We start from the raw sequence: 25,273 nt of genomic DNA, 5'->3' as shown, positions 1-25,273 counted from the left end.
GTTGCACCCAAGGGCACTCCGATCCTACTTGATCACGATGATTACTCAACGAAGTGCAAGTAGAAAATTTGGTTGCGGGAGCAGGATTTGAACCTGCGACCTTCGGGTTATGAGCCCGACGAGCTACCGAGCTGCTCCATCCCGCGATAGTCAGGACGACTGAGTGTCAGTGTTGCCACAGGACGTGGCGCTTTTAGCTGACCTTCCTTGTCCATTAATATATGTGGTGGAGGCTGACGGGATCGAACCGCCGACCCTCTGCTTGTAAGGCAGATGCTCTCCCAGCTGAGCTAAGCCTCCAGGACCCCTGCGTTTGCAGGGCGTTTTGCTAGGTGACCCGTAGGGGATTCGAACCCCTGTATGACAGCGTGAAAGGCTGCTGTGTTAAACCGCTTCACCAACGGGCCATTTCTAAGAAAGTGATGGCGGATGGAGTGGGATTTGAACCCACGAGACGGTTCGACACCGCCTACACGATTTCCAATCGTGCTCCTTCGGCCGCTCGGACATCCATCCGTATATTTGAAGTGGATCAAAGCGATCCGCTTGTTTGCCTTTCAGAATTCATATGTTAGCATGCATTCATCTGAAACGCAAGAACTTTTTAAAGAAACTTAAAAAGTTCAATGTGGCATAACTTTTCTGCTAGGCACAATAGCCATTGTAGCGCGTGGAGCATGTGCTGTCAACGAAAAGTAATGAAAATCTCAACTTTTTATATCATTACCTGTCCGTAGCCATGTTACTCGCTGAAGACCGCTCTTTTTGTCGAGCCAGCTCGTAACTGCACTAACAAGAGATCTCACCATAAGGAAAGTTCAAATGGTATAATTTAACTGAGACAAGACTGGCGGTGGAAGACCACGGCACAACTTCCTGTAAAGGGGGTGATGCTGATGGTCTCGCTCGGCACGCTTTACCTTTTCTAAAAGTACTGGCAACCTTGCTAAGCCTCTGGTTTAGCTGCAGGAAGCTCTACCGATGGATAAGAAAGTGGCGTAACAAGCGAAAACCCACCGCCTAAGGTTGACCGCCTGACGGTGGGTTCGCTGTTTTAGTATCATGCGCGCCGTGGGTGTGCCACAGCTACTTGTCTCAGGATCCTTGCCGCTGCAACGGTATTGGCTCCTTTATTTATATGTCGGATACTCAATATCTCTACCAGTAGTTAAACACCCTTTTTCCATTCCATACAACATGCGCAACGATTTACAAGTAGAAAGGATTTGAAATGGATGATCTCGATCCGTCTCGCTACTCCTCAAGACATTCCTGCTGTCTGTACGATTGATGCAAGGGTGCTCGGTTCAACCAGTCGTTCACCTGAACTTCAAGAAGCTATTGAGCAAGGGCATTGCCACGTGGCGTTATTGGACATGAATATCGTAGGTTTTGCCATCATCAATCAATCGTTTTTTAAGAACAGCTTTATTCATCTACTCATTGTTCACCCTCACTATCAAAAACGCGGGGTTGGCGTGGAGATGATGCGCTATCTGGAAACGATCTCCCCTACGGAGAAATTGTTCACTTCTACTAATCTTTCCAACGAAAATATGCAACGTCTCTGTCTAAAGCTCGGATACGCTCACTGTGGAACCCTGACTCACCTAGATCCAGATGATCCTGAAATGTTTTTCTGCAAATACGTTTGACATCCACTATGCTTGATTCCGTTCATAGATCAAACGAAGTCCTTTCAGCGTAAGGTTCTGATCCACGATATGGATACAAGAGGTCTCATTGGCAAAAAGCGCTGCCATCCCTCCCGTAGCAACTACGGTAGGGCGCGTACCGTATTCATCCATGATTCTACGTACAATGCCTTCGACCTGACCGATAAACCCATAGAAAATGCCGGACTGCATTGCCGCTATCGTATTACGGCCGACTACACTTGCAGGCTTGGCGATTTCGATTCGCGGCAGCTTGGCAGCACGAGTGAAGAGCGCCTCTGTCGATATCCCAATTCCGGGAGCAATCGCCCCTCCCCAATACTGTGCCCGCTCATCCACATAGCAAAAGGTCGTCGCCGTACCAAAGTCGACAACAATGAGCGGTGCACCATAATGATGAATCGCAGCAACAGCGTTCACGATTCGATCGGAACCTACCTCTCGCGGATACTCATACTTGATGTTCAGTCCCGTCTTGATACCCGGTCCGACAATCAGCGCTTTTTGTTGCATGTACTTCCCACACATGCGTTCAATCGTGAGGTTTAGAGGCGGCACGACAGACGAGATAATTACGCCTCTCACCTGTTCAAAGCCAAGCCCCACGCTCCCAAACAAGCTTTTGAAGAGCATGCCGTACTCGTCTTCCGTTTTATTACGATCTGTGGAAACTCTCCAATGGTGTTGCAGCTCGTCGCCTTCATACAAGCCCAACACAATATTGGAGTTGCCTATATCCATCACCAATAACATCGAGCTCGCTCCTTATCGCTTTCGCGTATTCAGATCGAGGCTGATATCAAACGCTTTGACGGAATGAGTCAGAGCCCCTACCGAAATGATATCTACGCCCGTTTTTGCAATGTCACCAATCGTCTCCAGACTGACACCGCCAGATGCCTCGACAATGGCTCGTCCATTGATAAACTGCACGGCTTTCACCATTTGATCGAGTGACATGTTGTCGAGCATGATCGTATCTGCACCTGCTGCCAATGCTTCTTGGACCTGTTCGAACGATTCGGCCTCTACCTCTACTGTCATCGTATGAGGAATGACCGCGCGCGCCGCAGCAACAGCCTGTGCGATACCGCCCGCTCCTTTGATATGATTGTCCTTGATCATCACGGCATCATACAAGGCAAAACGGTGATTGTAGCCTCCCCCGACACGTACCGCGTACTTTTCCAGAGCCCTAAGGCCTGGCGTAGTCTTTCTCGTATCGACAACCCGTGCCTTCGTTCCTGCGACAGCCATTGCGTATTCACTCGTCTTGGTAGCAATCCCAGACAAACGTTGCATTAAATTAAGGGCGAGCCGCTCTCCACTCAAAATCGAACGAACTGAGCCGCTGACTTCGGCGATCTGCTGACCAACCTCGACTCGTGCTCCTTCTTCTACTTTTGCCTCAAAAACAAGGGTAGAATCAACCGTAGCAAATACTTGCTCCGCAATCGGCAAGCCTGCCACAATTCCCGCTTCCTTCGCATATAAAATGCCGACACCCTGCTCCGATTCAGGAATCGTGCTCATCGTAGTCACATCACCAAATCCCACGTCTTCCTGTAGCCATTCCTCTATTTTTCGCTGAAGCTCCCGTTTATTCCACATCATGCTTCTCACACTCCTCTTGGACACCATCTTCTATAGACTGGATCAAATGCTTGCGCCACAGCAAGTCGTCTTTATTCGGAAAATCAGTACGATAATGCCCACCTCTGCTTTCTTCCCGCAACAGTGCCGCTCTCGTTGTCAGGACGGCAGCATTCAGCAGATTGAAGAATTCAAACGTTTCCAGGCTCTCAGGTTCGTACTGATAGTATTTCTCCATTCGCCCAAGCTCTGCTAATGCTTTCGTTAATCCTTTTTCGTCGCGCTTCACACTCACATGCCGCAACATGAGCTTTTGCATTTTCAATCGTTGTTCACGTGTATTGAACGTTTGGGGCAGTTTTTGCTTGGAAACAACCTGGAAGGGATGAATGCTCGGCAAATCAGCCAGCAGCTTGATCCGCTCCGCTATCCGGTGACCGAACACAACCGCTTCCGATAACGAGTTGCTGGCCAGTCGATTCGCTCCGTGTACCCCTGTGCAGGATGCTTCCCCACATGCAAAAAGCCGCTTCGTCGAGGTCTCCCCGTTCAAGTCAGTCTGAACTCCGCCCATAATATAATGGCAAGCAGGAGCTACTGGAATCCAATCCGTCACCATATTGAGCCCGTATTGTAAGCAAAAATTATAAATCGTCGGAAAACGCCGCTTAATAAGCTCCTCCGATTCGTGGGTAATGTCGAGATACACGAACGTAGACTTCGTCTGTTCCATCTCAGAAACAATCGCCCGGGCGACAATATCACGCGGCGCCAGCTCTTTTTGCGGATGGTACTTGTCCATGAAGCGATCACCATTGCTGTTACGCAAAATGGCCCCCTCCCCACGAACGGCTTCCGAAATCAAAAAACGCGGGGCTCCCGGATAGTAAAGCGCAGTCGGATGAAACTGGATAAATTCCACATCTTTAATGCGAGCACCCGCCCGATGCGCGATGCCGATCCCGTCTGCCGTAGCGATTTGCGGATTCGTCGTATAACGGTAAAGCTGACCTGCCCCTCCTGTCGCCAGCACCGTTGCTTTTGCTTCCAGGAAAAACAGTTCGCCATCCGGCTTCCGCACGAGGACACCCACGCATTCGCCATCCTGCGTGATGACATCCACCGCAAAATGATATTCCAAAACCTGAATGTTTGGCTGCTCCATCACACGCTTGGACAAAGCGCGGACGATCTCTGCCCCAGTGGCATCTCCGTTCGCATGCAAAATTCGTCGTTTGCTATGCGCGCCTTCCTGTGTCAGCTCGTACTGCCCTTGTTCATCCCGGTCAAATTCCGTTCCATATGCAATCAGTTCATGCAAGCGATCAGGGCCTTCATGCACCAGGACTTCCACAGCGTTATACGAGCAAAGACCTGCTCCAGCGATTAACGTATCCTGTCGATGAAGGGCAGGAGAATCTGATTGGGCTGTTACAGCAGCGATTCCTCCCTGAGCCCAGCGTGTGTTACTATCATCGAGTCCCTTCTTGCTGATCAACACCACATCCGCATACTCACTCGTTTGCAACGCCGTATACAACCCAGCGATTCCTGCTCCAATAACAGCTACATCTGCCCTCATCCGAGGTAAGGTGTGCAAATCAAAGTCCACAATATAACGGGGAATCATGACTGTGTCCCTTCTCTCTTGTAACTGATGATTTTCCACCCATTATAGCAAATCCATGCTTGAAGGAGATGCAAAAAAAGAGCGTCCGCAAAAGCGAACACTCCCCTCTATTTGATTAATTCGAATGCGTTACACATTCCTTACATGTACCATATACCTCGAACTTGTGCCCCGTCACCTGAAACTCTTCCGGCACCGCGGAAATGATACTCATTGGACATCCTGGCAAAGAAGAAGTCTTTCCACATTCCGTACAAATCACATGGTGATGATGGTGTCCATCTGTCGAACAGGCCAAACGGAATCTGCCTTCCCCGTCCAGCTCCGTCTCTTCCAGAATCCCCAGCTCAACAAAAGTGGAAATGTTGCGATAGACGGTATCGAAGCTGAGTGTTGGATACTGCTCCTTGATTCTCTCCATAATATCTTTGGCAGACAGGTATCGCTTCTCGGCCGCGCAGATTCGAATCATCTCCTCCCGCTTGCCGGTATACTTGAAACCATGTTCTTTCAATATTTGCAGGGCTTCTTCTACTTTCATCGACAAACACTCCTTCCTTTTGTCATATCCAGAAACTCTTACCAGAAAGCGACCCGCAGCTTCTTTACACCCAATACAACCAGCATAACCAGTACTGCCATCAGTACAATTGTACCACCAGATGCCCAATCAAGGAGATAGGCAAAATACAAACCGCTCAATACGGAAAACTCCGCGAATAGAATCGACAAGAAAATCGTTTGACGAAAGCTTTTTGCGATTTGCAGACTGGCAGCCACTGGAAGGGTAATCAGCGCCGAGATTAGCAGGACACCGACTATACGCATGGAAGCCGCAATCGTCAGAGCGACGAGCACCATAAACCACAGATTAATCGAACGCCTTGCCACGCCGGATACACGAGCGAATTCCTCGTCAAAGGAGACCGCGAAAAGCTCCTTGTAAATCAACAAGACTGTCCCTAAAACAACAACTGCCACACCAATCAACGCATACAGGTCTTCGATGGACACCGTCACGATTTTTCCGAACAAGTACGAATACAAATCTGCATTAAAACCGTCTGCGATACTGATCAATACCGTAAACAGCCCAAGTCCCGCGGACAAAATAATCGGAATCGCCAAATCCTGATACGCTTTGTACACCTTACGCAGCCGCTCGATGAACAACGAACCAATCACCGCAAACAACATCCCGAAAAACAGCGGATTAACTGCGGAGAAGAAGGCGACCTTTTTGGATATGAGCATCCCGGCAGCTACACCGGACAGCGTGACGTGTGACAAGCCATCTGCCATCATCGACAAGCGACGAACAATGAGAAACGTGCCCAAAATAGGGCAGATCAGACCAATTAAAATCCCTGAAAACAGAGTATACCGCAAAAAGTCATACTGCCACCAATCAGCAAGCATGTGCCTATTCCTTCTTTCTTACCTATTTACAAAGCCTAATGATGATGAGACAGCAGTCTGACCGAATCACCGTACATACTTTGCAAGATTTTTTCTTGGTTATGCTCAAAATCGTGCGCCGTTCCGTGGAAGTGAATTTTCTTCTGCACACAAGCCACCTTGGTCACCCATTGTGACATGACTCCCACATCGTGGCTGACGATCATCATTGTCAAACCGTTCTCTTCCTTCAGCGAACGAAGCAAGCTGTAAAACTGATCGATCGATTCCTGATCGACCCCAACTGTTGGCTCATCGAGGATCAACAGCTCAGGTTCAGCTACGAGAGCTCGCGCTATGAATACGCGCTGCAATTGCCCGCCGGACAAGTTGCCGATTCGTTGATCCAGCTTTTCCAGCAAGCCGACTCGCTCTACCGCAGCTCGTACACTCTCATGATGCTGACCCGTCAGTCTGCGAAAAAGGCCCACTTTGCCGACCAATCCAGATGACACGACTTCTCGCACCGTCGCTGGAAATCCACCCGCTCCATGCGCGACCTGTTGCGCGACGTATCCAATGCGATTCCATTCACGAAACTTGGATAATGGTTGCCCGAACAGCTCCACTGTCCCTTTGTTTGGCGTCAACAGACCCAAAATCAGCTTCATCAGCGTAGATTTCCCTGATCCATTCGGCCCGACGATGCCCACAAAGTCTCCGCGTTCCAGTGTGAATTCAACCTCATCGAGAACCTGTTTGTCTTCATATTGAAAGGAAACGCCTGTGAGCTTAATGACAGGCACCTCTTGTTTATGTGGTTCCATGAAATATCCATCCCTTAAATCGGATTTGTTCTTATTTAATTCCCTTCATCGTACTACGATTTTGCCCGAACCACAAGCATCCTACTAACGAAAAAATGCCGCCTGGCAAGCGACATCTTTTCGAGGGAAAGCTTATTGGAGTGCAGTCTTTAATGTATTCATATTGTCACGCATGATGGACAAGTAATCACGACCTGCTTTCACGTCGTCTTCCGTCAAACCTTCCAACGGATTGAGCGTGGCTGTCTTCACGCCAGCTTCCTTCGCAATTACTTCCGCTACCTTCGGAGAAACCAATGTCTCGAACAGCACATAAGAAATATTGTGTTCTTTTACATGCTCCACCAAGCTCTTCAACTCAGCCGTGGATGGCTCATCAGAAGGATTGACCCCAGAGATTGCTACTTGCTCCAGCCCGTAGCGTTTTGCCATATAGCTGAATGCACTATGAGAAACCATGAATTCTTTCTTCGGCGCTTGCGTAACCATATCTTTGAACTCTTTATCCAGCTGATCCAGGTCTGTTGCTAGTTGTGTGTAGTTCTTTTCGTAATCGGCAGCGTGCGCTTGATCCTTTTTCACGAGCGTATTTTTGACCTTTTCTGCCTGTGCCTTCAGTTGCATCGGATCGAGCCATACATGAGGGTCCAGATCCCCGTGGTCATGCCCTGCTTCTTCTGCGTGACCTTCTTCTGTGTGTCCTTCTTCTGTGTGTCCTTCTCCTTCATGCTCATGTTCAGCTGCGCTAATCAGCTCGAGACCTTCCGTCGCATTGACAATCGTTGTCTTGTTTTTGTCAAGGTTGGTTACAGCCTTCTCTACCCACAGCTCCAATCCACTGCCGTTATAAGCGAATATATCAGCTCCAGACAGAGCGACCATGTCTTTTGCGGTTGGCTCGTAGTCGTGAGGCTCTACGCCAGCGGGAACCAGATTCGTTACCTCCACGTGTTCACCGCCAATTCGCTTCGCTACATATTCCAAGGGATAAATCGTCGTGTATACTTTTGGCTTCCCGGACGCGTCACTGCCAGTTTGCGGAGTACCAGCCGTTTCATTCGCTGCTCCACACCCCACTAGCCCCACTGCCGTAATGAAACTTAGGGCTGCCACCATAGCTCTTTTCATCTATATTTCCTCCTACTCCAATTCAAAATGATTCCGATTTACGTTCTCGTCGTTTTTCATTATACGGAGAGGAGCCTAAAAAGTAAATAGGATTTATTCCGATTTAAACATCATAAGTGTGCATCTTCTCTCCCAGCTTCACAATTTCTCCATCTCATTATGATAAAATAACTGGCAGGAGGTATGTCCAAGATGAAACGTAAATCATGGTTAGCCATTACTTTTATCACCGCAGCTCTGCTTACTGGCTGTGGCTCTAATGATCAAGCTGAACAGAATCATAGCGATCACACGCAACACGCCCCCAATGGTGATTTGCAGGAATTGACTGCTTCCGCTGATCAGCTACCAAAATTTTTAGACAACCAAGACCCTGTCATTATCGGATCCTACAAAGTTGCTGCGGCAAATCGTGAGCTGCTCAAATCTATTCCATGCTATTGTGGTTGTGGTGAAAGTGCTGGACACGGGCACAATGGCAACTGCTTCATCAAAGAAGAAAAGTCTGATGGCTCCATTGTCTGGGATGACCACGGCACTCGTTGCGGCGTATGCATGGAAATCGCCGTTATTTCCGGCAAGATGAAAGAAGAAGGCAAATCTACAAAAGAAATTCGTAACTACATAGACCAAACCTATGGGCAAGGCTACGGAAAACCAACTCCGACCCCGATGCCTTCCTAAACACATATAACAAGACTTCCCGACGAGGAAGTCTTTCTTTTTTCCCTTTTATGGAATAGAATGATACATAGATATTCGAGGTATCGAAATCCGAGGTATAAGGAGGTAGCTATGGCAGTTAACAAAGAGTTGATGAAAGGCAGTACGGTCATTCTCATTCTTACCTTGCTGGAACAAAAGGCGATGTACGGCTATGAGATGATCAAGACGATGGAAACTAGCTCGAACGGTGTACTGTCTCTCAAGGAAGGCACCCTCTATCCCATTCTCCATACCCTTGAGTCTGAAGGAAAGGTCGAGGCGTTTTGGAGCGAAGGTGAAGGAGAGCGAAAACGCAAATACTATCAAATCACCCGCGAAGGCAAGAAGCATCTCAAAGAGAAAAAACAGGAGTGGGAATCTTTTCGCACCGCTGTTGACTCCGTGTTGGGAGGGCAGGCAACATGAACGGGAACAAGCGAGTTGCGGATTACATAAAAGAAGTTTGCGATCAGATTAAGAACAAAGAGGTTCATCCAGCGATTACGTTAGAATTGGAGAATCATTTCACTGAAAAGATCGAGGATTATCGCGAGGCTGGTTATGGGGAAGACGAAGCGACTAGGATTGCGATTGCGGAGATGGGTGATCCTGTCGATGTAGGGCGGCATCTGCATCAGGCGCATAAGCCGCGGATGGAGTGGAGTATTCTGTCCATCGTCGGAATCATGCTCGGCATTGGGTTGCTTACCATCTATTCGCTTCAAATAGTACCCGATCAACGAAATTTAATCGGGAGACAAATTGTGGGAATACTGATCGGGACCGTCATCCTTGTTGCGATTCTCTTTTGGGATTACAGTAAATTAAAGCGTTATAGTCAGTTGTTGTATTTCGGCACTTTGATTTTACTACTCTATACACTGCTTGAAGGAAGTTTGAAAAATCGTATCCCGGGTTTGCACATCGGAGGGGTTTCACTTGATTTTATTACAATCAGCCCTTTCCTACTTATCTTGGCTCTCGCAGGGATTTTCACGACGTGGAAGGAGAACAACCGCAATACGCTCGTCAAAACGATTGCATACTTCCTGCCTCCTTGCCTCCTATTTATATTAGCCGAGTACGAGTTTACCGTCCTCTTGTATGTCATTAGCTACACCGCACTCGTGATTGCCACTAAGCCTACAAAGCTTGCCGTTTTAAGCTTCCTCGCCGTGGTTTTCGTGAGTGTCGGTGGTATGTTTTACCTGTTCGGGAAACCTTATCAGCTAGACATTCTGATTTACTACTTTGATCCTTACCTCGAACCGGATGGGAGAGGCTATACCATCATTCAATCCTTGAAAACCATTAAATCCGCAAACTTATGGGGACAAGGCTTTGGTTCTTCTCCGGATACCCTGCACGCCCTTGAATCTGATTTTATTTTTACCTACATGGTATATCTATTTGGACCAATCGCAGGAATTGCTTTTTTCCTTTTGGGTTTGGTTCTGCTAGTTCGTTTCGTTCATAGCATCAGACGGGTAAAAGAGTTATATGGCACCATGCTGCTATCCGGCATGCTCGTACTCTTTTTTACCCCGTTTTTTTGGAGTATTTTCATGACTGTCGGTCTGGTTCCCCCGGTAGCTGTAAGCTTGCCATTCGTCGGCTTTGGAATTGTGCATACCGTCTTGCATATGTCCTTGCTCGGACTCGCCCTTAACATTTACCGGCGAAAAGACATTCAGCCGTTAACCAACGTTTCCTGAAAAAAAGGGAGTAAAGCCTATGCGCTCTACTCCCTCTTTTCATTTTTATCCAATCGATTAAGCAGGCGCTACCGCAAGCATGCGCTCCAACGAAGCACGTGCCGCATCAGCAACATCCTTCGGAACAAAAATCTCCGGCTTCATATTCTCTAGCGCCTCGACGCACTTTTTCAGGTTGTTCACCTTCATATTCGGGCAAACAAGGTACTTGGAAGCGAAAATGAACGTTTTGTCCGGGCTGTCCTTTTCCAACATGTAACGTGTGCCGTCTTCCGTTCCGATAATAAACTCTTTGTGCGAAGACTCACGGCAGTATTTCAAAATTCCGGTCGTGGAACCAACGTAGTCAGCCAGAGATACCACTTCTGGGCGGCACTCCGGATGAACGACAACCACAGCCTCTGGGTGCTGCTGCTTCAACGTCATGATGTCTTCCACAGACAGTTGGTCATGCGTGTTGCAGTACCCTTCCCAAATAATCATTTTCTTGTCCGTGAATTGGGATACATAGTGGCCGAGGTTTTTGTCCGGCACCCAAATGATCTCGTCGCTGTCGATCGACTCGATCACGCGCTTCGCGTTGGACGACGTACAGCAGATGTAAGTCTCTGCTTTGACATCCGCAGAAGTATTGATGTAAGCCACTACTTTTGCATTTGGATGCTGTGCTTTGAGCTTGCGGAGCCCGTCTACGTTCACCATGTCCGCCATCGGACAGCCAGCCCGTTCATCGGGAATAATGACGGTCTTCTGGGGATTGAGAATTTTTGCACTTTCTCCCATAAAGTGAACACCACAGAACAAAATCACATCGGCATCCGTTTCTTTTGCTTTTTGCGCCAACCCAAAGGAATCTCCAATGAAGTCAGCGACCTCCTGAATCTCGGGACGTTGGTAAAAGTGAGCAAGAATGATGGCATTACGCTCTTTTTTCAGCTGCAGCAGTCGTTCACGTAACTCAGCGTTGCGCTGGGCTTTTTTTTCTAACGCTAAAGCGTCCATGGAAAAAATCCCCCTACGGTGGTGTCATAATTTACGGTCATTGTAAGCGTATAACCTCACCTTGTCAACGTGGTACGTCTGAACGAATTTACTCCTCTTTGAACAACCATTGCAGTGCTTCTGGTACGTATTGCACCCCCAAGTCAAACGAGTGGAAGTCGCTCTCATAAATTACCTGTCGGAATGAGTCCTCATGAAAACCATTTTGCAGCAAATATTGATATACTCTCTTGCTATTCGGTACCATCCATTGCTGTCCGTTCGTTCGACCGGAGCCCTCCGCGTGACCCAAATTCATGTAAAGGCGTTGGCCTGTATCACGTATGGTGAGCTGCTCGATCCAATCTACGATCCCCGGGAACCAGAAGGAGCCGGAAAAGCTGCCAACTCGTCCAAAAACATCAGGATAGCGTAACCCTGTGTAGACGGAAATAAGTCCCCCAAAGGAAAAACCCATGATCCCGGTGTACTCTCGGTCCTGTAATGTGCGGTATTTACTGTCAATGTAAGGCTTTAATTCATTGGCGAGAAAATCCGCATAAATCGAAGCATTCCCACCAAACTGTTTGCCCGACTCCGGCTCAAAAATATTCGGCGACACAAACGGCGTATATTCATCATTTCGGTCGAACGATTCGATACCGACAAATAACAAGCCTGGCAATTGATTTGTCGCTGTTAATTCTCTACTCTTCTGAAGAACATCACTATCCTTCGGGTCAATCAAATCACCGTCATCCTGCAAATAGACAACCGCGTAACGCTCTTCGGTTTGATCGTAGCCCTCAGGCAAATAGATCGTGAGCTTGCGATTTTGGAACTGCTCCACGATAGGCTGCATTCGCACTTCCTCCTCGTTTCTCAAAAGCTTTCGTTGGTGGACATATATTCGAGTACCTTATTCGTCGCATACTTGATCGCCAATGGTCCTTTTGTGCTGATCGATACGTCCAACGGGAATACGTGCTTTTCTTTTACGGCTTTTAACGATTGCCAGACCTTGCTTTGATTTAACTCCGCCATCGTTGTATCCATTCTGTCCGCATGATCGACCACGAAAATATAATCTGGATTAAGGACCGTGACACCCTCCAGTGAAATCACATCGCCCTCCAGCTTGTATTGCCCCGGAGACTTCAGTCCCAAGCCTGTTTCATTGTCATACGCATACGAAACGTCATTGTCGTCCAGTACATAAAAAGTGCTTCCATCACCTGTCGCCCGTAAAAACGTTACGGATTTGTCTTTATGCTTGGTCAATTTCTCCCTGGCTTCACTCATTAGCGTCTGCAAATTCGTAATGTAGTCTTCGGCCAATTGCTCTTTGCCGATCAGCTGGGCGTATTCGTGGAGCGTTTCCGTCCAGCTCCGATCTTCTGTATTGTTAATCATGGCTACTGGCGAAATGCTGCTTAAATCCGCGTATACTTCGTTGTGGGTCCCGGAGAATGCGACAATCAAATCTGGATTCAGGTCTGCCATCATCTCTAGATTCGGCGTCCTCACTTCCCCGATATCTTTTACCTTTACAGTACTCGCGTATGGCTTCAACGTTTCAAAAGTAGTCAGCATGCGATCAGCAAGTGTAGACGCAATCGGTGGCGTTTCCAACGCAAAAAAGTATTCCATCATCCCGAAATGAGTCACGACGATACGCTTTGGCTCTTTGGGAATCACCACTTCTTTTCCGAGTGCATCCACATACGTTCGCGGCCATTGTTGCTCGGTCGGTTGTGAAGTTGCCTCTGTCGCCGAAGTCGTAACGGGTGTAGCATGCGGCGTTCCACTACTTCCCGTCGTTGTACCTGAACATGCACTAAGTAACAAAGCAAGCCCCAGCACGAGCTTGTGCATTTTTCCTTTCACGTCTATTCCCCTATCCTTTTGAGAATGATTTTCAACAACAATCAGATTGTATGTTTCATTCGATAGGGAGACAAGGTCTGATCTTAGCCTTTTCATAGGATATTCTGAGCCTTCATCAACGTACAATGCTTGCTCTTTAAATTGTCCTGGGAGTCAGACCCAAATATTTTTTGAAGGCTCTGATGAAATAGGAGAAATCCGTATACCCGACACCTTCTGTCACTTCTTAACAAGTCCTTTGCCTTTTCGAGTCGCACCCCAATCAAATAATCGATCGGACTATGACCCGTCTGACGCTTGAACTGCTTCGACAAGTATGGAATGCTATAATTCAACGTCTGAGCGATTGCCTCTAGCGTGATCGGTTCTGCATAGTGTTGATGAATGAATTGCTTCGCAAGGAAAACGAGATCGTGTTGGGTAATCCCCTCTTCTTGCTCATCCATCTGATCAAGCAGCTCGCAAACAAACAGATGAAACCATCCTTTGGCCCGCAATTGTCTCAAATCATCCTCATCTTCGTTGTTCCAAACGGACCGCAGATGATCCAGCTTGTCCAGTAGAGTGATAGGCTGCTGCGGCACAATGGAATAAGGAGACAAAAACGAGTTGCGAGATTCCAGGAGATTCATGATTTCCTGACGATTTGGCAACGGAATCATTGCTTTATAGAAAATGATGTAGGATTCCCATTCGTTATCCGTAACGCTTACGTTGAGAGTCACCCCTTTGCCCCCATGAATCACATGAAATGTATGGACAGGGTACATCACATCATTGAGCTGCACGACTGCTCGACCTCGAACCGTAAACAAAAATACGCTGGCCGGGAGCTGATAAGCCGTTATTTTTTCACCTGGCTGCACGATCTGATGGCGTACATCCAATACTTTCACGGATGCATGGTTCCACAAAATCATAAGCTCTTTGCGCATCATCGTTGCCATCACTCCCCACTTGCCAGTATGTATACGACCATTATAATTGATAATAATTCTCAATAACAATGAAAAAAAAGCAGAAACCGGCTTGTACAGACGCAGTTTCTGCTTTTTCATTCTCTTACTCGCTTTTTACTCCGAGAACCCGCTCCCGAATAAATCGGGCAACGCCTTCCTCATTATGGTGTGGGGCGATATATTTGGCCACCTGCTTGATCTCGTCAGAAGCGTTTTCCATCGCGACGGAATATCCTGCGCCTGTTAACGCCTCTCGATCATTTTCTGCATCGCCAAATGCCATTACTTTCTCCGGGGAGATTCCCCATTTCTCACAGAAGTACTGAAGCCCTTCCCATTTGGAAACCCCTTGAGGAATCACTTCGACATTCTGCTTGCCGGATGAAGTGATCGTCACTTGCTCGCTCCAAGGCTTCAGCTGCTCTTTCACCCACTCCAGACGATCCGGGTCTTGATGCCAGATGAAGAACTTGACGATTTCTACTTCCCCGGACTCTACTTTTTCCAGCATCTCTGCCAATGGCTCTACGTGAGCGAGCCTGTAGTAAGGAAAATTCAAGATCGAGAATCCTTCCACAGATGCGTCCTCACTCATGGTCGCTTCCAAGCGTTCACGGTCTTCTTTAATCATCCAGCGAGTGCTGTTGGTATCATGAAGCTCATAATATATCGTTTCTTGCCTCAGTGCATGGATTGCACCGATTACCATCTCATTAGGAAGGAGCGATCGACGGACCAGCGTGCCGTCCCCTTCGAAAACAGCGCCCCCATTGCTACAGACATATCCGTCAAAAGGAAAGGAATCGATCGGAATTTGAGCGGAGCCATACATCCTGCCCGTAGACAAAACGAGTTTGCAGCCTTGCTGTTGCAATTGGCGAAGTGCTTCTTTTGTTCCTTCTGTCAGCTTGGATTCGTGAGTCAGTAAGGTTCCATCCATGTCAAATGCAGCCATGCCTGGTGTAAGCAACATATCCAATCCCTCTCATTCGCTTTGGAGTTGAGTCACTATAGTGGAGGAGAAGAAAAAGCACAGTTTTCTTCGACTCTGACACGCTAGCAGGGGGGATTCACTGGCCGTCTCCACTTAAAAAAGGGCACCTGAGGCGCCCCTTATTGTTTCGGTTCTTCGTTTGTATCTTCTTGCTTTGGTTCTTCTTTTACTTCTTCTTTTACTTCTTCCAGCTTCGGTTGAATGTTCACGACCACATCTTTGTTTGCATCTGGATCGTTATCCATTTTACCTGTTTCGATCAATTGCTTGATCTGCTCAGCATCGAGAGTCTCTACACGGAGCAGTGTGTTCGCAATCAGATCGAGCTGATCACGGTGCGTCGTCAGCAATTCGGTACACTTCGCGTAGCACTCGTGGATAATATTTTGCATTTCCTGATCGATTTCGTATGCAATCTGATCGGAGTAGTTACGCTCATTGCCATAGTCGCGGCCCAGGAATACCTGTCCTTGACTCTTACCGAACTGCATAGGACCGAGCTTGCTCATTCCGTATTCGGTAATCATGCTGCGAGCGATAGCAGTCGCGCGCTGGAAGTCATTATGTGCGCCGGTACTAATGTCCCCAAGCACGATTTCCTCCGCAACACGTCCACCCAACAGACCAACGATTTTGTCGAGCAGGTCCGTTTTGGTAGCAAAGAAACGGTCTTCTTTCGGCAGCATCACTGTGTATCCGCCAGCTTGGCCGCGCGGAATGATTGTTACCTTATGTACCATTTCTGCATTTCTCAGGTGGTATCCGATGATCGTATGACCTGCTTCGTGGAAGGCCACCAGACGGCGTTCGTCTTCGCTCACTACGCGAGACTTCTTCGCTGGACCAGCAATTACGCGGTCGATCGCTTCATCCACTTCTGTCATGGTAATTTGCTTTTTGTTTCTGCGGGCAGTCAAGAGAGCTGCTTCATTCAACAAGTTCTCCAAATCTGCGCCCGTGAAACCCGATGTACCGCGAGCAATCACGTCCAGCTTCACGTCTTCACCAATCGGCTTGTTGCGGGCATGAACCTTGAGCACCGCTTCACGGCCTTTGATATCAGGACGATCTACTGTAATTTGACGGTCAAAACGTCCCGGACGCAAGAGAGCCGGATCGAGAATGTCAGGTCGGTTCGTCGCAGCGATCATGATGATCCCTTCGTTTCCACCAAAGCCGTCCATCTCTACGAGCAACTGGTTGAGAGTTTGCTCACGTTCATCGTGACCGCCGCCGAGTCCAGCTCCGCGTTGACGACCCACAGCGTCAATCTCGTCAATAAAGATAATGCAAGGAGCATTTTTCTTCGCATTTTCAAACAGGTCACGTACGCGGGATGCACCCACCCCAACGAACATTTCCACGAAGTCAGAACCGGAGATACTGAAGAACGGCACACCAGCTTCACCTGCAACAGCGCGAGCGAGCAAGGTTTTACCTGTACCCGGAGGTCCTACAAGCAGTACCCCTTTTGGAATACGAGCGCCAACCGCATTGAACTTACGGTTGTCTTTCAGGAAATCAACGACTTCCTCGAGCTCCGCCTTTTCTTCGTCTGCTCCTGCTACATCGTCAAATGTAACGCGTTTCTTCTCTTCGTTGTAAAGCTTCGCGCGGCTTTTACCGAAGTTCATGACTCGGCTTCCGCCACCTTGCGCGTTGTTCAGAAGGAAGAAGAACAGGATGAAGATGATGACAAAAGGAATGATAGAGGTCAAGAACGTGAGCCAAATGCTGTTACCCTCGGCAGGATTGACAACTACACTTTTCATCTTTTGTGCATCGATTTTCTCTTCGACTAGCTTAATAATATCTGAGTCATACAAAAAAACATTGGTGAAAAATTTGTTGCTTTCCTGTCCCGGAATAGCTTTAGCCAACGTACCCTCTACTCTGTAAGTACCATTTTCAGGTCGAATAGACAAATCGGTGACGTTGTCAGCTTTTAGCTGTACCCGGAATTCCTGATATGTAAGTTTCCCAACCTTATCAGTACCGGAGAGGATGAAATTCACGATCCCGACCGTGACAAGAAAAATCAGTAGGTAGAACCCGGTATTACGAAAAAAGCGATTCATTCCTTACCTCCTCTCACGCACAGACACTTTTCACATTTTATCATAGAAAGCACAGTCTCCACAACAAACCTACTTTGTGTAGACCTCAGGCTTCAATACACCGATATAAGGCAAGTTACGGTAGTGCTCGTCATAGTCCAAGCCGTATCCCACAACGAATTCGTCTGGAACATCGTAACCCTTATAGTCTGGTGAAATATCCACCTTGCGACGCTCTGGTTTGTTCAAGAGAGTCACCACTTTAACAGAAGCAGCCTCCCGATGGCGCAACAGCTCTACCAAGCGGCTCAGCGTCAGCCCACTGTCCATGATGTCTTCTACAACCAGCACGTGTCTGTTTTGCACAGATGTATCGAGATCCTTCAAGATTTTCACCATGCCAGAGGACTCTGTCCCGCTTCCGTAGCTGGAAACAGCCATGAAATCCATTTCGCACGGAATATCCATGTGTCGGATCAGATCAGCCATGAAAACGACTGCGCCTTTCAGCACGCAGATGACCAACGGATTTTTATCCTTGTATTCTGCAGCCAGCGTCTTGCCTAATTCTTGAACCTTTACCGCGATATCCTCTTCTGATAGCAAAATCTTCTCGATGTCTTGATTCATGAAAAAACCTCCCGCCAATCTTCTCCAAACTCTACCCGCACGTGTAGAAAACGCCTGGTCTGTCCATGAATAGGCGCTACGGCGGAACGGCGCACACCTGGTACCAAAATCACCTCATCGCCCGCCGTCAAAAGCGGAAGTTTGTCACGCCAAGCTCGCGGAAATTTGGCATCAATCAATAAATCCTTCAGCTTCTTTCCATTTGCTGAGCCAAACAGGGTGATACGGTCTCCTGGTTTTCGGTTACGCAAATACAGCGATCCTGGCAACTGATCGGCATCAAAGACTGCTTCATTCGCCGGGAGTCGCTCCCAATCCATGGGACCTTCCAGGTAAGTAATATGTACCGTGGCCTTGCTCTCGTCGATCCAGGTTACTCCGGGAACGGCGAGCTCGTAACTATACGTATGTATGCGATCCTGTCGCTTTCTACGACGAAAAGTGATTCGCTCGTACACCCGGTCGACTACCAGGTCATTCGGCAAATGCAATTCCGCAGAAGGGCGACTTCCCCCTAGCATGTGCAAAACGGTCTCCACATGTTGCGAAGACCATTCGGTATGTTTTGAGAGATAACTTAATATTAGAGTAATCATTCTCCTTTGTAAAGCAACGTCACAAGTTTGAAACTTGTCATTGTCCATCAAAAATGCTTCAGGTTTTTTCTCAATCGTTACCTCTTTCAACTGCTCAATCGCCAGCCTCATTAAAAGCGCTTCGTCCTGCCGGATTGCCTCTGCGGTAGCCAAGATATGCTCCCGATACTTGTCATTCACTTTTTCCAATAAAGGCATGACATCCAGACGCAGCAGATTGCGCGTATACTTGCGCGATTGGTTGCTACTATCTTCACGAGGGGCGAGTCGATGTTCCCGACAGTAGCCTTCCAGTTCTTGACGCGTTTTATGCAAGAGCGGACGCACGAGCTCAATCCGGCAATCCGCAAGCATTCTTCGCTTCGGCATCCCTGTCAGCCCATGCAACCTGCTGCCTCGCACAAAACGAAAAAGAATCGTTTCCACCTGATCGTCAGCATGATGGGCCAATGCCAGCTTGGTCGCTCCTTGCGCCAGACCTACCTCTCGATACAGCCGATAGCGAATGTCGCGACTTGCTTCTTGCCCGCCCTGTCCCGTTTTTTCCATATAAGCGGGGACGTCATACTCAAACAGGTGGAAAGCCACGCCGAGTTCACGACACAGCGCTTCTGCATAGAGCGCGTCCTGCCTTGCTTCTTCCCCACGAAAGCCGTGGTTCAGATGGACAGCATGCAGCTTCCAATTATACTGGTATTGTTTATTGAGAGAAGCCAATATATGCAACAGTGCGGTAGAATCGTTGCCACCGGATATTCCGACAACAATGGTCTCACCTGGAAGCAAAAGCCCCTCGGACTCAATCCTGTTGTGCACGCTTGCCAGCATAGCGGGCTCCTTTCCAAATCGTCAGAACCGAAATTCCAAATATAAGTCCAGAAGCAATCGCGCCGGCCACCATCAAAGTCTTGGTCGCCAGTGTAATTCCTCCGACATAATCGTTGTTCACAAAAGCAAGCATGGCTTTGTAAGCCAACGATCCCGGTACCAGTGGAATAATGCCCGCGACACTAAAATTCGTAGAAGGAACGCGCAGTATAATAGATAAGAGCTGACTGAGCAAAGAGACAGCAGCAGCCGAAACAAACGTCGACAACAAGACCTCTGCACCGTAGATAGGGAGAATGGAGTAGACGAGAAAACCGATCACTCCGGCTAAACCACCCGCTACGATTGTTCGAACCGGCACATTGAACAGCACACACCACGCTACTGAAGAGGCGAAGCTAAGCGCCAATCCTTGTAACAACATCGTACTCACCTCGTAAACGAAAGAATAATGGCTGTGGCTACCGCTACGGAGACAGCTGTCAGCATGGCTTCTACTCCGCGTGAAACACCTGCAACCAAATCACCAGCCATCAAATCCCGAAGCGAGTTGGTAATGGCAATCCCCGGAAACAACGGAAGCATCGCACCAATAATAATGATGCTTAAATGCAACTGCGGAAAGAACGTCACGGTCAACAACGCGAAAAGTCCTCCTAGTAAAGCGGCAGAGAACTCCGTAAAAAACTTCATCCGGACAAACTGTTCTAAATATTCCTGGCTGAGGTTAACGATCAACCCTGCCATCGCAGAAGGAACCAAACTGAACCAATCTCCCCCTGCAAGCATAGAAAAGGAGCCGCTGGCCGTAGCGGCTGCTAGATGCTGCAACCATTTCGGATAGATCTGCTTTTTCTGATCGATCTCACGCAGCGTCCGATAGGCTTGCTCCAAATTAATTTTCCCACCGACAAACTGTCGGGAAACATCATTCACGAGCGTAATTTTATTGAGGTTGGTCGTACGTTTGGGGGTACGAACCATTCTTGTATGATCCAGTCCACTGCAACGAAAGGACAGAATGATGCTCGTGGGCGTAGCGGAGCTGTTGACGTCATCCATCCCCGCAGCCTTCGCAATCAATGCCATTGTCTCTTCCGTCCGGTATGTCTCTCCACCGTTTTTCAAAATAATCGAGCCTGCCAACAAGCAAGTATCCATCACCAAATCTGAGGACACGAACCGTCACATCCTTCACATAAACCATGCGTAATACAAAGTGCCAGCCAATAGGAGTAACGAGGCGACAAAAAGACCGTTAATGCCCGCCCCTGCGTTCCCTTTCGTCCGTGTTTTCTTTTGCGGCTTTTGCGGTTTGGCAACCATGCTATCTCGCAAGACTGCCAACAGCTCCGCGCGCATTTCTTTCGCGGTCGCAAACTTACCGTGAAACGCCTTCAATAAAGGCTCCCGGTAAGGGTACAGGCTGTCACTTTTTCGTATTATATCACAGAGTAATATCGTGTGACGTGGGTCACCAAGGCTGTTTTTCCACGTTTCTGCTCCAACCGTCAGACGCACCATCATCACGGCTGTCGAGAACAGGTCATAACTTACTTCAGCCCGTCTATCACCTGCGTGCCAAAAAGCTCGATCATACTCTTCTGTAAACTGCCGAACGGCGTTGCCCAGCTTGGTCACTCCACCGAAATCAATCAAACGTACCTGCTTGTCCGTTTGGGTAACCATCACATTCTGCGGTTTCAAATCACCAAAAATATAGCCATGCTGGTGCAAAACATTCAGTCGCGCCAGCAATTGAACCATCATCACGGCCACCCAGTCCGTACCCTCTTGCTTGATATATTCATCCAATTGTAGGCCTTGGAGATACTCCATGGCATAAAACGTACAGGCCTTCCCATTTACAACAATATCGTCCACGTCGCACAGGAGCGGTCCCACTTTGGAATCCCGCCCCTGCTGTGTGCTTTTCAACACATTCACTTCCATTAAAATGTCTATGCCTTCCACACCGACCTTAACCGCGCGCTGTTCGCCACCTTGGGATACCAAGTACACGGTCCCGTTTGCACCACGCCCCAACTCCCGTAAGACGTGATACGATTTTTTGTTCCATTTGCCTGTAAAGTGCTTGGGCAGGTCGGGGGTGGCTGCCTTAAAAGACATGGTCACGCAGCATTCCGTTCGAGTCGTCCTCTTCGTCTTGGTCGATGTAACGCTCTTGCAGCGAGCGTGGGAGCTTGTCCTGCTCAAACAGGGCAATTGCCTCTACGATGGCGGGGCCTGTAGGAGTAATTCCGCTCATCGCCAAATCACTCGTAATTTGATGGGCCTGCTCGACCTTTTCTGTCCACGGAATGCGGATATCGAGATGCTTTTGTTTCCCCGGAAATGAACCGACCGCCATTCTGCTGTGTCCACTCCGCGAATGCAGACTGATACTGAAATCGTGTATCGCTTGCTGAACAGCCGACAGCTTTGGCTTCATACTTCCTGAGGTATCCACCAGCATCACGACGTTCAAGCTGCTTTTTTCACCCAGCTCGTCAACCATTCCGGCAACCTGCACTCTTTTATCAGGTGCCAGCTCATCTATTCCGGAATCGCCCAAAATCTCTTTTAATTCTTTATTGACCACTTGATGAATGGTGCGCGTCATCGCTTTTCGCGTCAGCATTTGTACCGTTTGCGCAAGCTGTTGGGGGTACACGATGTCGCAGAGTCCACCACCTGCTTCGGCAATATCCCTGATTTCCTTCTCCCCTTTTTCACCCAGCTCACTCTTGTCGATTACACCAATTACATTGACCGTAATCCCTTGCTCCCTTGCCAGTGCCGCCGCCGCAACGGGACTCATCCCCGAGTTGGAGCAGCCGTCTGTCACTACCAGTATTTGACGAAGTGTCGCTTCTTTCACAATAATCTCCCCATTCGATCTGTTTTGTCAGTCCCAGCTCCGTGTAGCGACCGTTCATTCACTTCACTTCGCAGGGTATTTTTAGCAACAGTATCGACGGGTAATAGAGAAAACATACTCCTAACTCACAATCCGTGGACGCTCGAGCTTTTCCATCCCATGCACCGCGATGGCAGCCCACTGTGGTACAAAGCGGTCAACTCGCGCCACCAACACGGTCATGTCATCGACAATTTGTCCGGAATGCTGGCGAATGACTTTTTCCAACAGTAAATCAGCAACCTCCTGTGGATCATTCGTCTCCAGTTCGCTGATGATTCGCTTCATCCACGCTTGCCTATTCTCAATATGGCGCGGCGCCTCATAGATGCCATCAGACATCATGACGAGCAAATCACCTGGCTTGAGCATACGAGATACGACATCCACCTCGATTTCTTCCAAAATCCCCACCGGCAGGTTGTTGGCGGTGATTGTGATGACATCTTTATTTCTTTTGACAAAGCTCGGGGTGGAGCCGATTTTTACAAAACGGGTATGAGCTGTTTGCAAATCGATCAGAGCCAAGTCCACCGTCGCGAACATTTCCTCCTTGGAGCGCAGGGCGAGCACGGAGTTAACGGTTTTGATCGAAATTTTTTCGTCCATACCAGATCGTAGAAGCTGTTGGAGCATATCGAGGGCCGACTGACTCTCTATAGATGCCCGCTCGCCATTTCCCATTCCATCGCTGATCGCCAGCGCCATTTTTCCATTACCCAAATCCATCGTGCGGAAGCTGTCACCAGATAATAGCTTGCCGTCCTTGGCTGCACCTGCGACCCCGATATCGATCTCATACGTTTTGGCGGAAGCAAGGCACATCGTGCATGAACCGTCTTTTTGCGCTTCACAATGCCGCTCGCGAACCACAATGTTTTCTCCCAAAATCTCCGTGAGCATGGGAGCCACGATCTTCGCGCATTCATCACGGCCATAGCAAGTCGGCTGACTGATTTCAATATCGACCTTCCCTTCTTCCAAGCTGTGTATTTCTACGCGGCGCACCGACAGACCCAAGCCCTCCAATGCTTGTGAGACCTGCTTTTCCTGAAAACTCAGTTCCATTCCCTCCCGTTGTATTTCCCGGGCAAAATCACTCATGACACGCGAGACTCCCGAGAGCTGGTCAGCTACAAGCATCCGGCTTTCTTTTACCTGCTTTTTCAGTTGGTCAAACGATTGCTGGCGATCGTATTCCTGCTCCATTACAGTCATGACCTTTTCGGTTTTGACACACTTGCGCTCCCAATCACGTGGCGGAGTAACGCCTGCCAAGGTACCATGCTCGTACACTTTTTCCATCAAAAAGCGCATTCCCTCATAGGTCGATTGCGTATCTTTTTCCCAGCATTGTTCTTTTTTCCAGCATTTCTGGCAGGTGAATTCAGATACGCGGCTGAGAAAGGCATCGGCCTGTTCTTCTATTTCTTCAGGATCGGCTGTCTGGGCAAAGCTATGGGAGAGTTGCGTAAACAAATCGGAGAATTGCTGGATTTTGCCCGCTGTCACATCGCGGACTCTGCGCATGTATTCTTGATGGGATTGTTGATTCTCGGGAGTCCCGGGGATAAATCGGGCTACTTTTTTCCAAAGTGCAGCAGGGGTCAGAATGAAGAGCACAATCGCCAGAGAGGTTTCAATCAAGGAGTAGTAGAGTGTCTCTTCTGCTCCACCGTAAATCGCAAGGATAGCCGTACCAATCAGCAAGCCTGCAGATACGCCCACTTTGCCGCCTTCCTTCAGCAAGCCTGCCAAAAGACCGGAAAAAGCAAGCAGATTGATTTGTAAAAGAGCACTCACATTAGCCAGACTGAGGATGAGGCCTGTGACCACACCAACAGCCGCACCGATCGTGCCACCACCGACAAAAGCAAAGACGAGCAGCAAATAGCGTGTAAGTACATGCTCCATCGAAATGCCTTCGACCAACCAATCCACAGTACCCGTCATCAAGGAAGCCAGTAAAATGACTAACGAAACGATCTCTTCATTTTTGAGAGGTTCGTAAGGCTTCGCCAAATGAATGATCGATAAGGATTGGATGAAGATGAGCGTCAGTACAAAGCCAAGAATCGCTTCCACTGCTACCATCACCAGCTCGTAGGTCGTTACCTGATTGGTCAGAACCGCATACAACAGACGGCTGATGAATATCGTCCCGACGACCAGCAAAGGCGTCCGTGAAAAATCTTTCTTGCGCATTTTATTCATCAGCTTGCAGGCAAACAAGGCAAGTATCACGCTCAAGGCGGTTTCCAGTCCAACAGGCACCGACTGGGTAAAAGCACCGATAATAAGAGCCATCCCCGTGACAAGCAAACAATCTCGACGAATATAGAACATGACAATGAAATACGGTATAGCAAAGGGGGTTAGCTCTTCCACGATTAGAGCTCGTCCTAATAAGAAGCCCATGAGGATGGGGAGAACATTCCACTTCTCTATGAAATCTGCTACTTTTTCTCCCCACGTCTGGGCAGTGGTACCCATTCGATCGGACACTTGGCGCGTCCAAGCCTGTCCGGCTTGTGTTACGTTTTTGTTCGCAATCATTTCGCTCCACCCCGTTCTTGGTCAATGTGTTTCTCCATTATACGGAGGGGGCATTGTAAAATTTGTCAAAAATCCAATGAATATTCACAGAATCGTGCGACAAATTCAGTAGCGAAAACGGACAAAAAAAACCGACGTTATGGCGGATAACGTCGGCTGACAGGTGATTCGCGCTTTGCGAAACGGGCTTAGG

General features: G+C 48.5%; 24 protein-coding genes, 4 tRNA genes and 1 pseudogene. 4 read left to right on the top strand and 25 right to left on the bottom strand.

Annotated features, from left to right (window positions below; genetic code table 11):
* Positions 1 to 69: 69 nt before the first annotated feature.
* The 4 genes from ACKKE8_RS00895 to ACKKE8_RS00880 form a co-directional block, all read right to left on the bottom strand.
* Positions 70 to 146, bottom strand: a tRNA-Met gene (locus ACKKE8_RS00895).
* Between the two features lie 78 nt (positions 147 to 224).
* Positions 225 to 300: transfer RNA gene (locus tag ACKKE8_RS00890), tRNA-Val, on the bottom strand.
* A gap of 33 nt (positions 301 to 333) precedes the next feature.
* Positions 334 to 407: transfer RNA gene (locus tag ACKKE8_RS00885), tRNA-Glu, on the bottom strand.
* Positions 408 to 423: 16 nt separating this feature from the next.
* Positions 424 to 516, bottom strand: a tRNA-Ser gene (locus ACKKE8_RS00880).
* A 719-nt stretch (positions 517 to 1,235) separates the two neighbouring features.
* On the opposite strand from ACKKE8_RS00880, the gene ACKKE8_RS00875 reads away from it, so the two are divergent.
* A complete protein-coding gene (locus ACKKE8_RS00875) occupies positions 1,236 to 1,655 on the top strand; it encodes a GNAT family N-acetyltransferase (protein WP_409176573.1) in 420 nt (139 codons plus the stop codon).
* A gap of 6 nt (positions 1,656 to 1,661) precedes the next feature.
* On the opposite strand, the gene ACKKE8_RS00870 is transcribed toward ACKKE8_RS00875, so the two are convergent.
* The 7 genes from ACKKE8_RS00870 to ACKKE8_RS00840 form a co-directional block, all read right to left on the bottom strand.
* Complete coding sequence (locus ACKKE8_RS00870; protein WP_409176572.1) at positions 1,662 to 2,429, bottom strand: type III pantothenate kinase; 768 nt, start codon at positions 2,427 to 2,429, stop codon at positions 1,662 to 1,664.
* A 12-nt stretch (positions 2,430 to 2,441) separates the two neighbouring features.
* Positions 2,442 to 3,290, bottom strand: a complete 849-nt coding sequence (nadC, locus tag ACKKE8_RS00865) for a carboxylating nicotinate-nucleotide diphosphorylase (protein WP_409176571.1) — start codon at positions 3,288 to 3,290, stop codon at positions 2,442 to 2,444.
* Positions 3,277 to 4,899, bottom strand: coding sequence for an L-aspartate oxidase (gene nadB, locus ACKKE8_RS00860; protein WP_409176570.1), 1,623 nt, complete (start codon positions 4,897 to 4,899; stop codon positions 3,277 to 3,279). Before nadB ends, nadC begins: the two co-directional genes overlap by 14 nt.
* Positions 4,900 to 5,014: 115 nt before the next feature.
* Positions 5,015 to 5,440: a Fur family transcriptional regulator gene (locus tag ACKKE8_RS00855; RefSeq protein WP_409176569.1), complete on the bottom strand. Its 426-nt coding sequence runs from the start codon at positions 5,438 to 5,440 to the stop codon at positions 5,015 to 5,017.
* A 38-nt stretch (positions 5,441 to 5,478) separates the two neighbouring features.
* Positions 5,479 to 6,318 (bottom strand): metal ABC transporter permease, encoded by an 840-nt coding sequence (locus ACKKE8_RS00850; protein WP_409176568.1) that lies wholly within the window; start codon positions 6,316 to 6,318, stop codon positions 5,479 to 5,481.
* A 35-nt stretch (positions 6,319 to 6,353) separates the two neighbouring features.
* A complete protein-coding gene (locus tag ACKKE8_RS00845) occupies positions 6,354 to 7,124 on the bottom strand; it encodes a metal ABC transporter ATP-binding protein (protein ID WP_047074517.1) in 771 nt (256 codons plus the stop codon).
* A gap of 132 nt (positions 7,125 to 7,256) precedes the next feature.
* Positions 7,257 to 8,252 (bottom strand): metal ABC transporter substrate-binding protein, encoded by a 996-nt coding sequence (locus ACKKE8_RS00840; protein WP_409176567.1) that lies wholly within the window; start codon positions 8,250 to 8,252, stop codon positions 7,257 to 7,259.
* Between the two features lie 192 nt (positions 8,253 to 8,444).
* Here ACKKE8_RS00840 and ACKKE8_RS00835 point away from each other — a divergent pair, with 192 nt between their 5' ends.
* The 3 genes from ACKKE8_RS00835 to ACKKE8_RS00825 all read left to right on the top strand — a co-directional run bounded on the left by ACKKE8_RS00835 (position 8,445) and on the right by ACKKE8_RS00825 (position 10,672).
* The gene (locus tag ACKKE8_RS00835; protein ID WP_409176566.1) at positions 8,445 to 8,936 is read left to right on the top strand and encodes a PCYCGC domain-containing protein; all 492 of its coding nucleotides are present in this window, start codon (positions 8,445 to 8,447) and stop codon (positions 8,934 to 8,936) included.
* 111 nt (positions 8,937 to 9,047) lie between these two features.
* Positions 9,048 to 9,383, top strand: a complete 336-nt coding sequence (locus tag ACKKE8_RS00830) for a PadR family transcriptional regulator (protein ID WP_017246969.1) — start codon at positions 9,048 to 9,050, stop codon at positions 9,381 to 9,383.
* Positions 9,380 to 10,672 (top strand): FtsW/RodA/SpoVE family cell cycle protein, encoded by a 1,293-nt coding sequence (locus ACKKE8_RS00825; RefSeq protein ID WP_409176565.1) that lies wholly within the window; start codon positions 9,380 to 9,382, stop codon positions 10,670 to 10,672. Before ACKKE8_RS00830 ends, ACKKE8_RS00825 begins: the two co-directional genes overlap by 4 nt.
* A 57-nt stretch (positions 10,673 to 10,729) precedes the next feature.
* Here the strand turns inward: ACKKE8_RS00825 and nadA are convergent, their stop codons facing one another.
* The 14 genes and pseudogenes from nadA to spoIIE form a co-directional block, all read right to left on the bottom strand.
* Positions 10,730 to 11,674, bottom strand: coding sequence for a quinolinate synthase NadA (nadA, locus tag ACKKE8_RS00820; RefSeq protein ID WP_017246967.1), 945 nt, complete (start codon positions 11,672 to 11,674; stop codon positions 10,730 to 10,732).
* Positions 11,675 to 11,762: 88 nt separating this feature from the next.
* Positions 11,763 to 12,515, bottom strand: a complete 753-nt coding sequence (locus ACKKE8_RS00815) for an alpha/beta hydrolase (RefSeq protein ID WP_409176564.1) — start codon at positions 12,513 to 12,515, stop codon at positions 11,763 to 11,765.
* Positions 12,516 to 12,535: 20 nt separating this feature from the next.
* Positions 12,536 to 13,540: an ABC transporter substrate-binding protein gene (locus ACKKE8_RS00810; RefSeq protein ID WP_409176563.1), complete on the bottom strand. Its 1,005-nt coding sequence runs from the start codon at positions 13,538 to 13,540 to the stop codon at positions 12,536 to 12,538.
* A gap of 136 nt (positions 13,541 to 13,676) precedes the next feature.
* Positions 13,677 to 13,763, bottom strand: coding sequence for an AraC family transcriptional regulator (locus ACKKE8_RS00805; RefSeq protein ID WP_409179053.1), 87 nt, complete (start codon positions 13,761 to 13,763; stop codon positions 13,677 to 13,679).
* A 112-nt stretch (positions 13,764 to 13,875) separates the two neighbouring features.
* Positions 13,876 to 13,986 (bottom strand): annotated as a pseudogene (locus ACKKE8_RS00800) (hypothetical protein); the annotation flags it as partial.
* Positions 13,987 to 14,602: 616 nt separating this feature from the next.
* Entirely contained in the window at positions 14,603 to 15,472 is an 870-nt protein-coding gene (locus tag ACKKE8_RS00795; RefSeq protein ID WP_409176562.1) for an HAD family hydrolase, read from the bottom strand.
* Between the two features lie 140 nt (positions 15,473 to 15,612).
* Positions 15,613 to 17,571 carry an ATP-dependent zinc metalloprotease FtsH gene (gene ftsH / locus ACKKE8_RS00790; protein WP_409176561.1) on the bottom strand — a complete coding sequence of 653 codons (1,959 nt, stop codon included), beginning with the start codon at positions 17,569 to 17,571 and terminating at the stop codon, positions 15,613 to 15,615.
* Between the two features lie 69 nt (positions 17,572 to 17,640).
* Positions 17,641 to 18,180: a hypoxanthine phosphoribosyltransferase gene (gene hpt / locus ACKKE8_RS00785; RefSeq protein WP_017246961.1), complete on the bottom strand. Its 540-nt coding sequence runs from the start codon at positions 18,178 to 18,180 to the stop codon at positions 17,641 to 17,643.
* Positions 18,177 to 19,604 (bottom strand): tRNA lysidine(34) synthetase TilS, encoded by a 1,428-nt coding sequence (gene tilS, locus ACKKE8_RS00780; RefSeq protein ID WP_409176560.1) that lies wholly within the window; start codon positions 19,602 to 19,604, stop codon positions 18,177 to 18,179. The genes hpt and tilS overlap by 4 nt, the downstream gene beginning before the upstream one ends.
* Complete coding sequence (locus ACKKE8_RS00775; protein WP_409176559.1) at positions 19,576 to 20,028, bottom strand: threonine/serine exporter family protein; 453 nt, start codon at positions 20,026 to 20,028, stop codon at positions 19,576 to 19,578. The genes tilS and ACKKE8_RS00775 overlap by 29 nt, the downstream gene beginning before the upstream one ends.
* Positions 20,029 to 20,033: 5 nt before the next feature.
* On the bottom strand, positions 20,034 to 20,783 hold the full coding sequence (locus ACKKE8_RS00770; RefSeq protein ID WP_409176558.1) for a threonine/serine exporter family protein: 750 nt from the start codon (positions 20,781 to 20,783) through the stop codon (positions 20,034 to 20,036).
* A gap of 15 nt (positions 20,784 to 20,798) precedes the next feature.
* The gene (locus tag ACKKE8_RS00765; protein WP_409176557.1) at positions 20,799 to 21,734 is read right to left on the bottom strand and encodes a serine/threonine protein kinase; all 936 of its coding nucleotides are present in this window, start codon (positions 21,732 to 21,734) and stop codon (positions 20,799 to 20,801) included.
* Positions 21,724 to 22,485, bottom strand: a complete 762-nt coding sequence (locus tag ACKKE8_RS00760; protein ID WP_409176556.1) for a VWA domain-containing protein — start codon at positions 22,483 to 22,485, stop codon at positions 21,724 to 21,726. Before ACKKE8_RS00760 ends, ACKKE8_RS00765 begins: the two co-directional genes overlap by 11 nt.
* Positions 22,486 to 22,605: 120 nt before the next feature.
* On the bottom strand, positions 22,606 to 25,080 hold the full coding sequence (spoIIE, locus tag ACKKE8_RS00755) for a stage II sporulation protein E (protein ID WP_409176555.1): 2,475 nt from the start codon (positions 25,078 to 25,080) through the stop codon (positions 22,606 to 22,608).
* Positions 25,081 to 25,273: the final 193 nt, after the last annotated feature.

Origin of the sequence: Brevibacillus fortis (genome assembly GCF_046196545.1) — a bacterium.
GTDB classification, from domain to species: Bacteria; Bacillota; Bacilli; order Brevibacillales; family Brevibacillaceae; genus Brevibacillus; species Brevibacillus fortis_A.
This window is presented reverse-complemented; position numbering and strand designations above follow the sequence as displayed.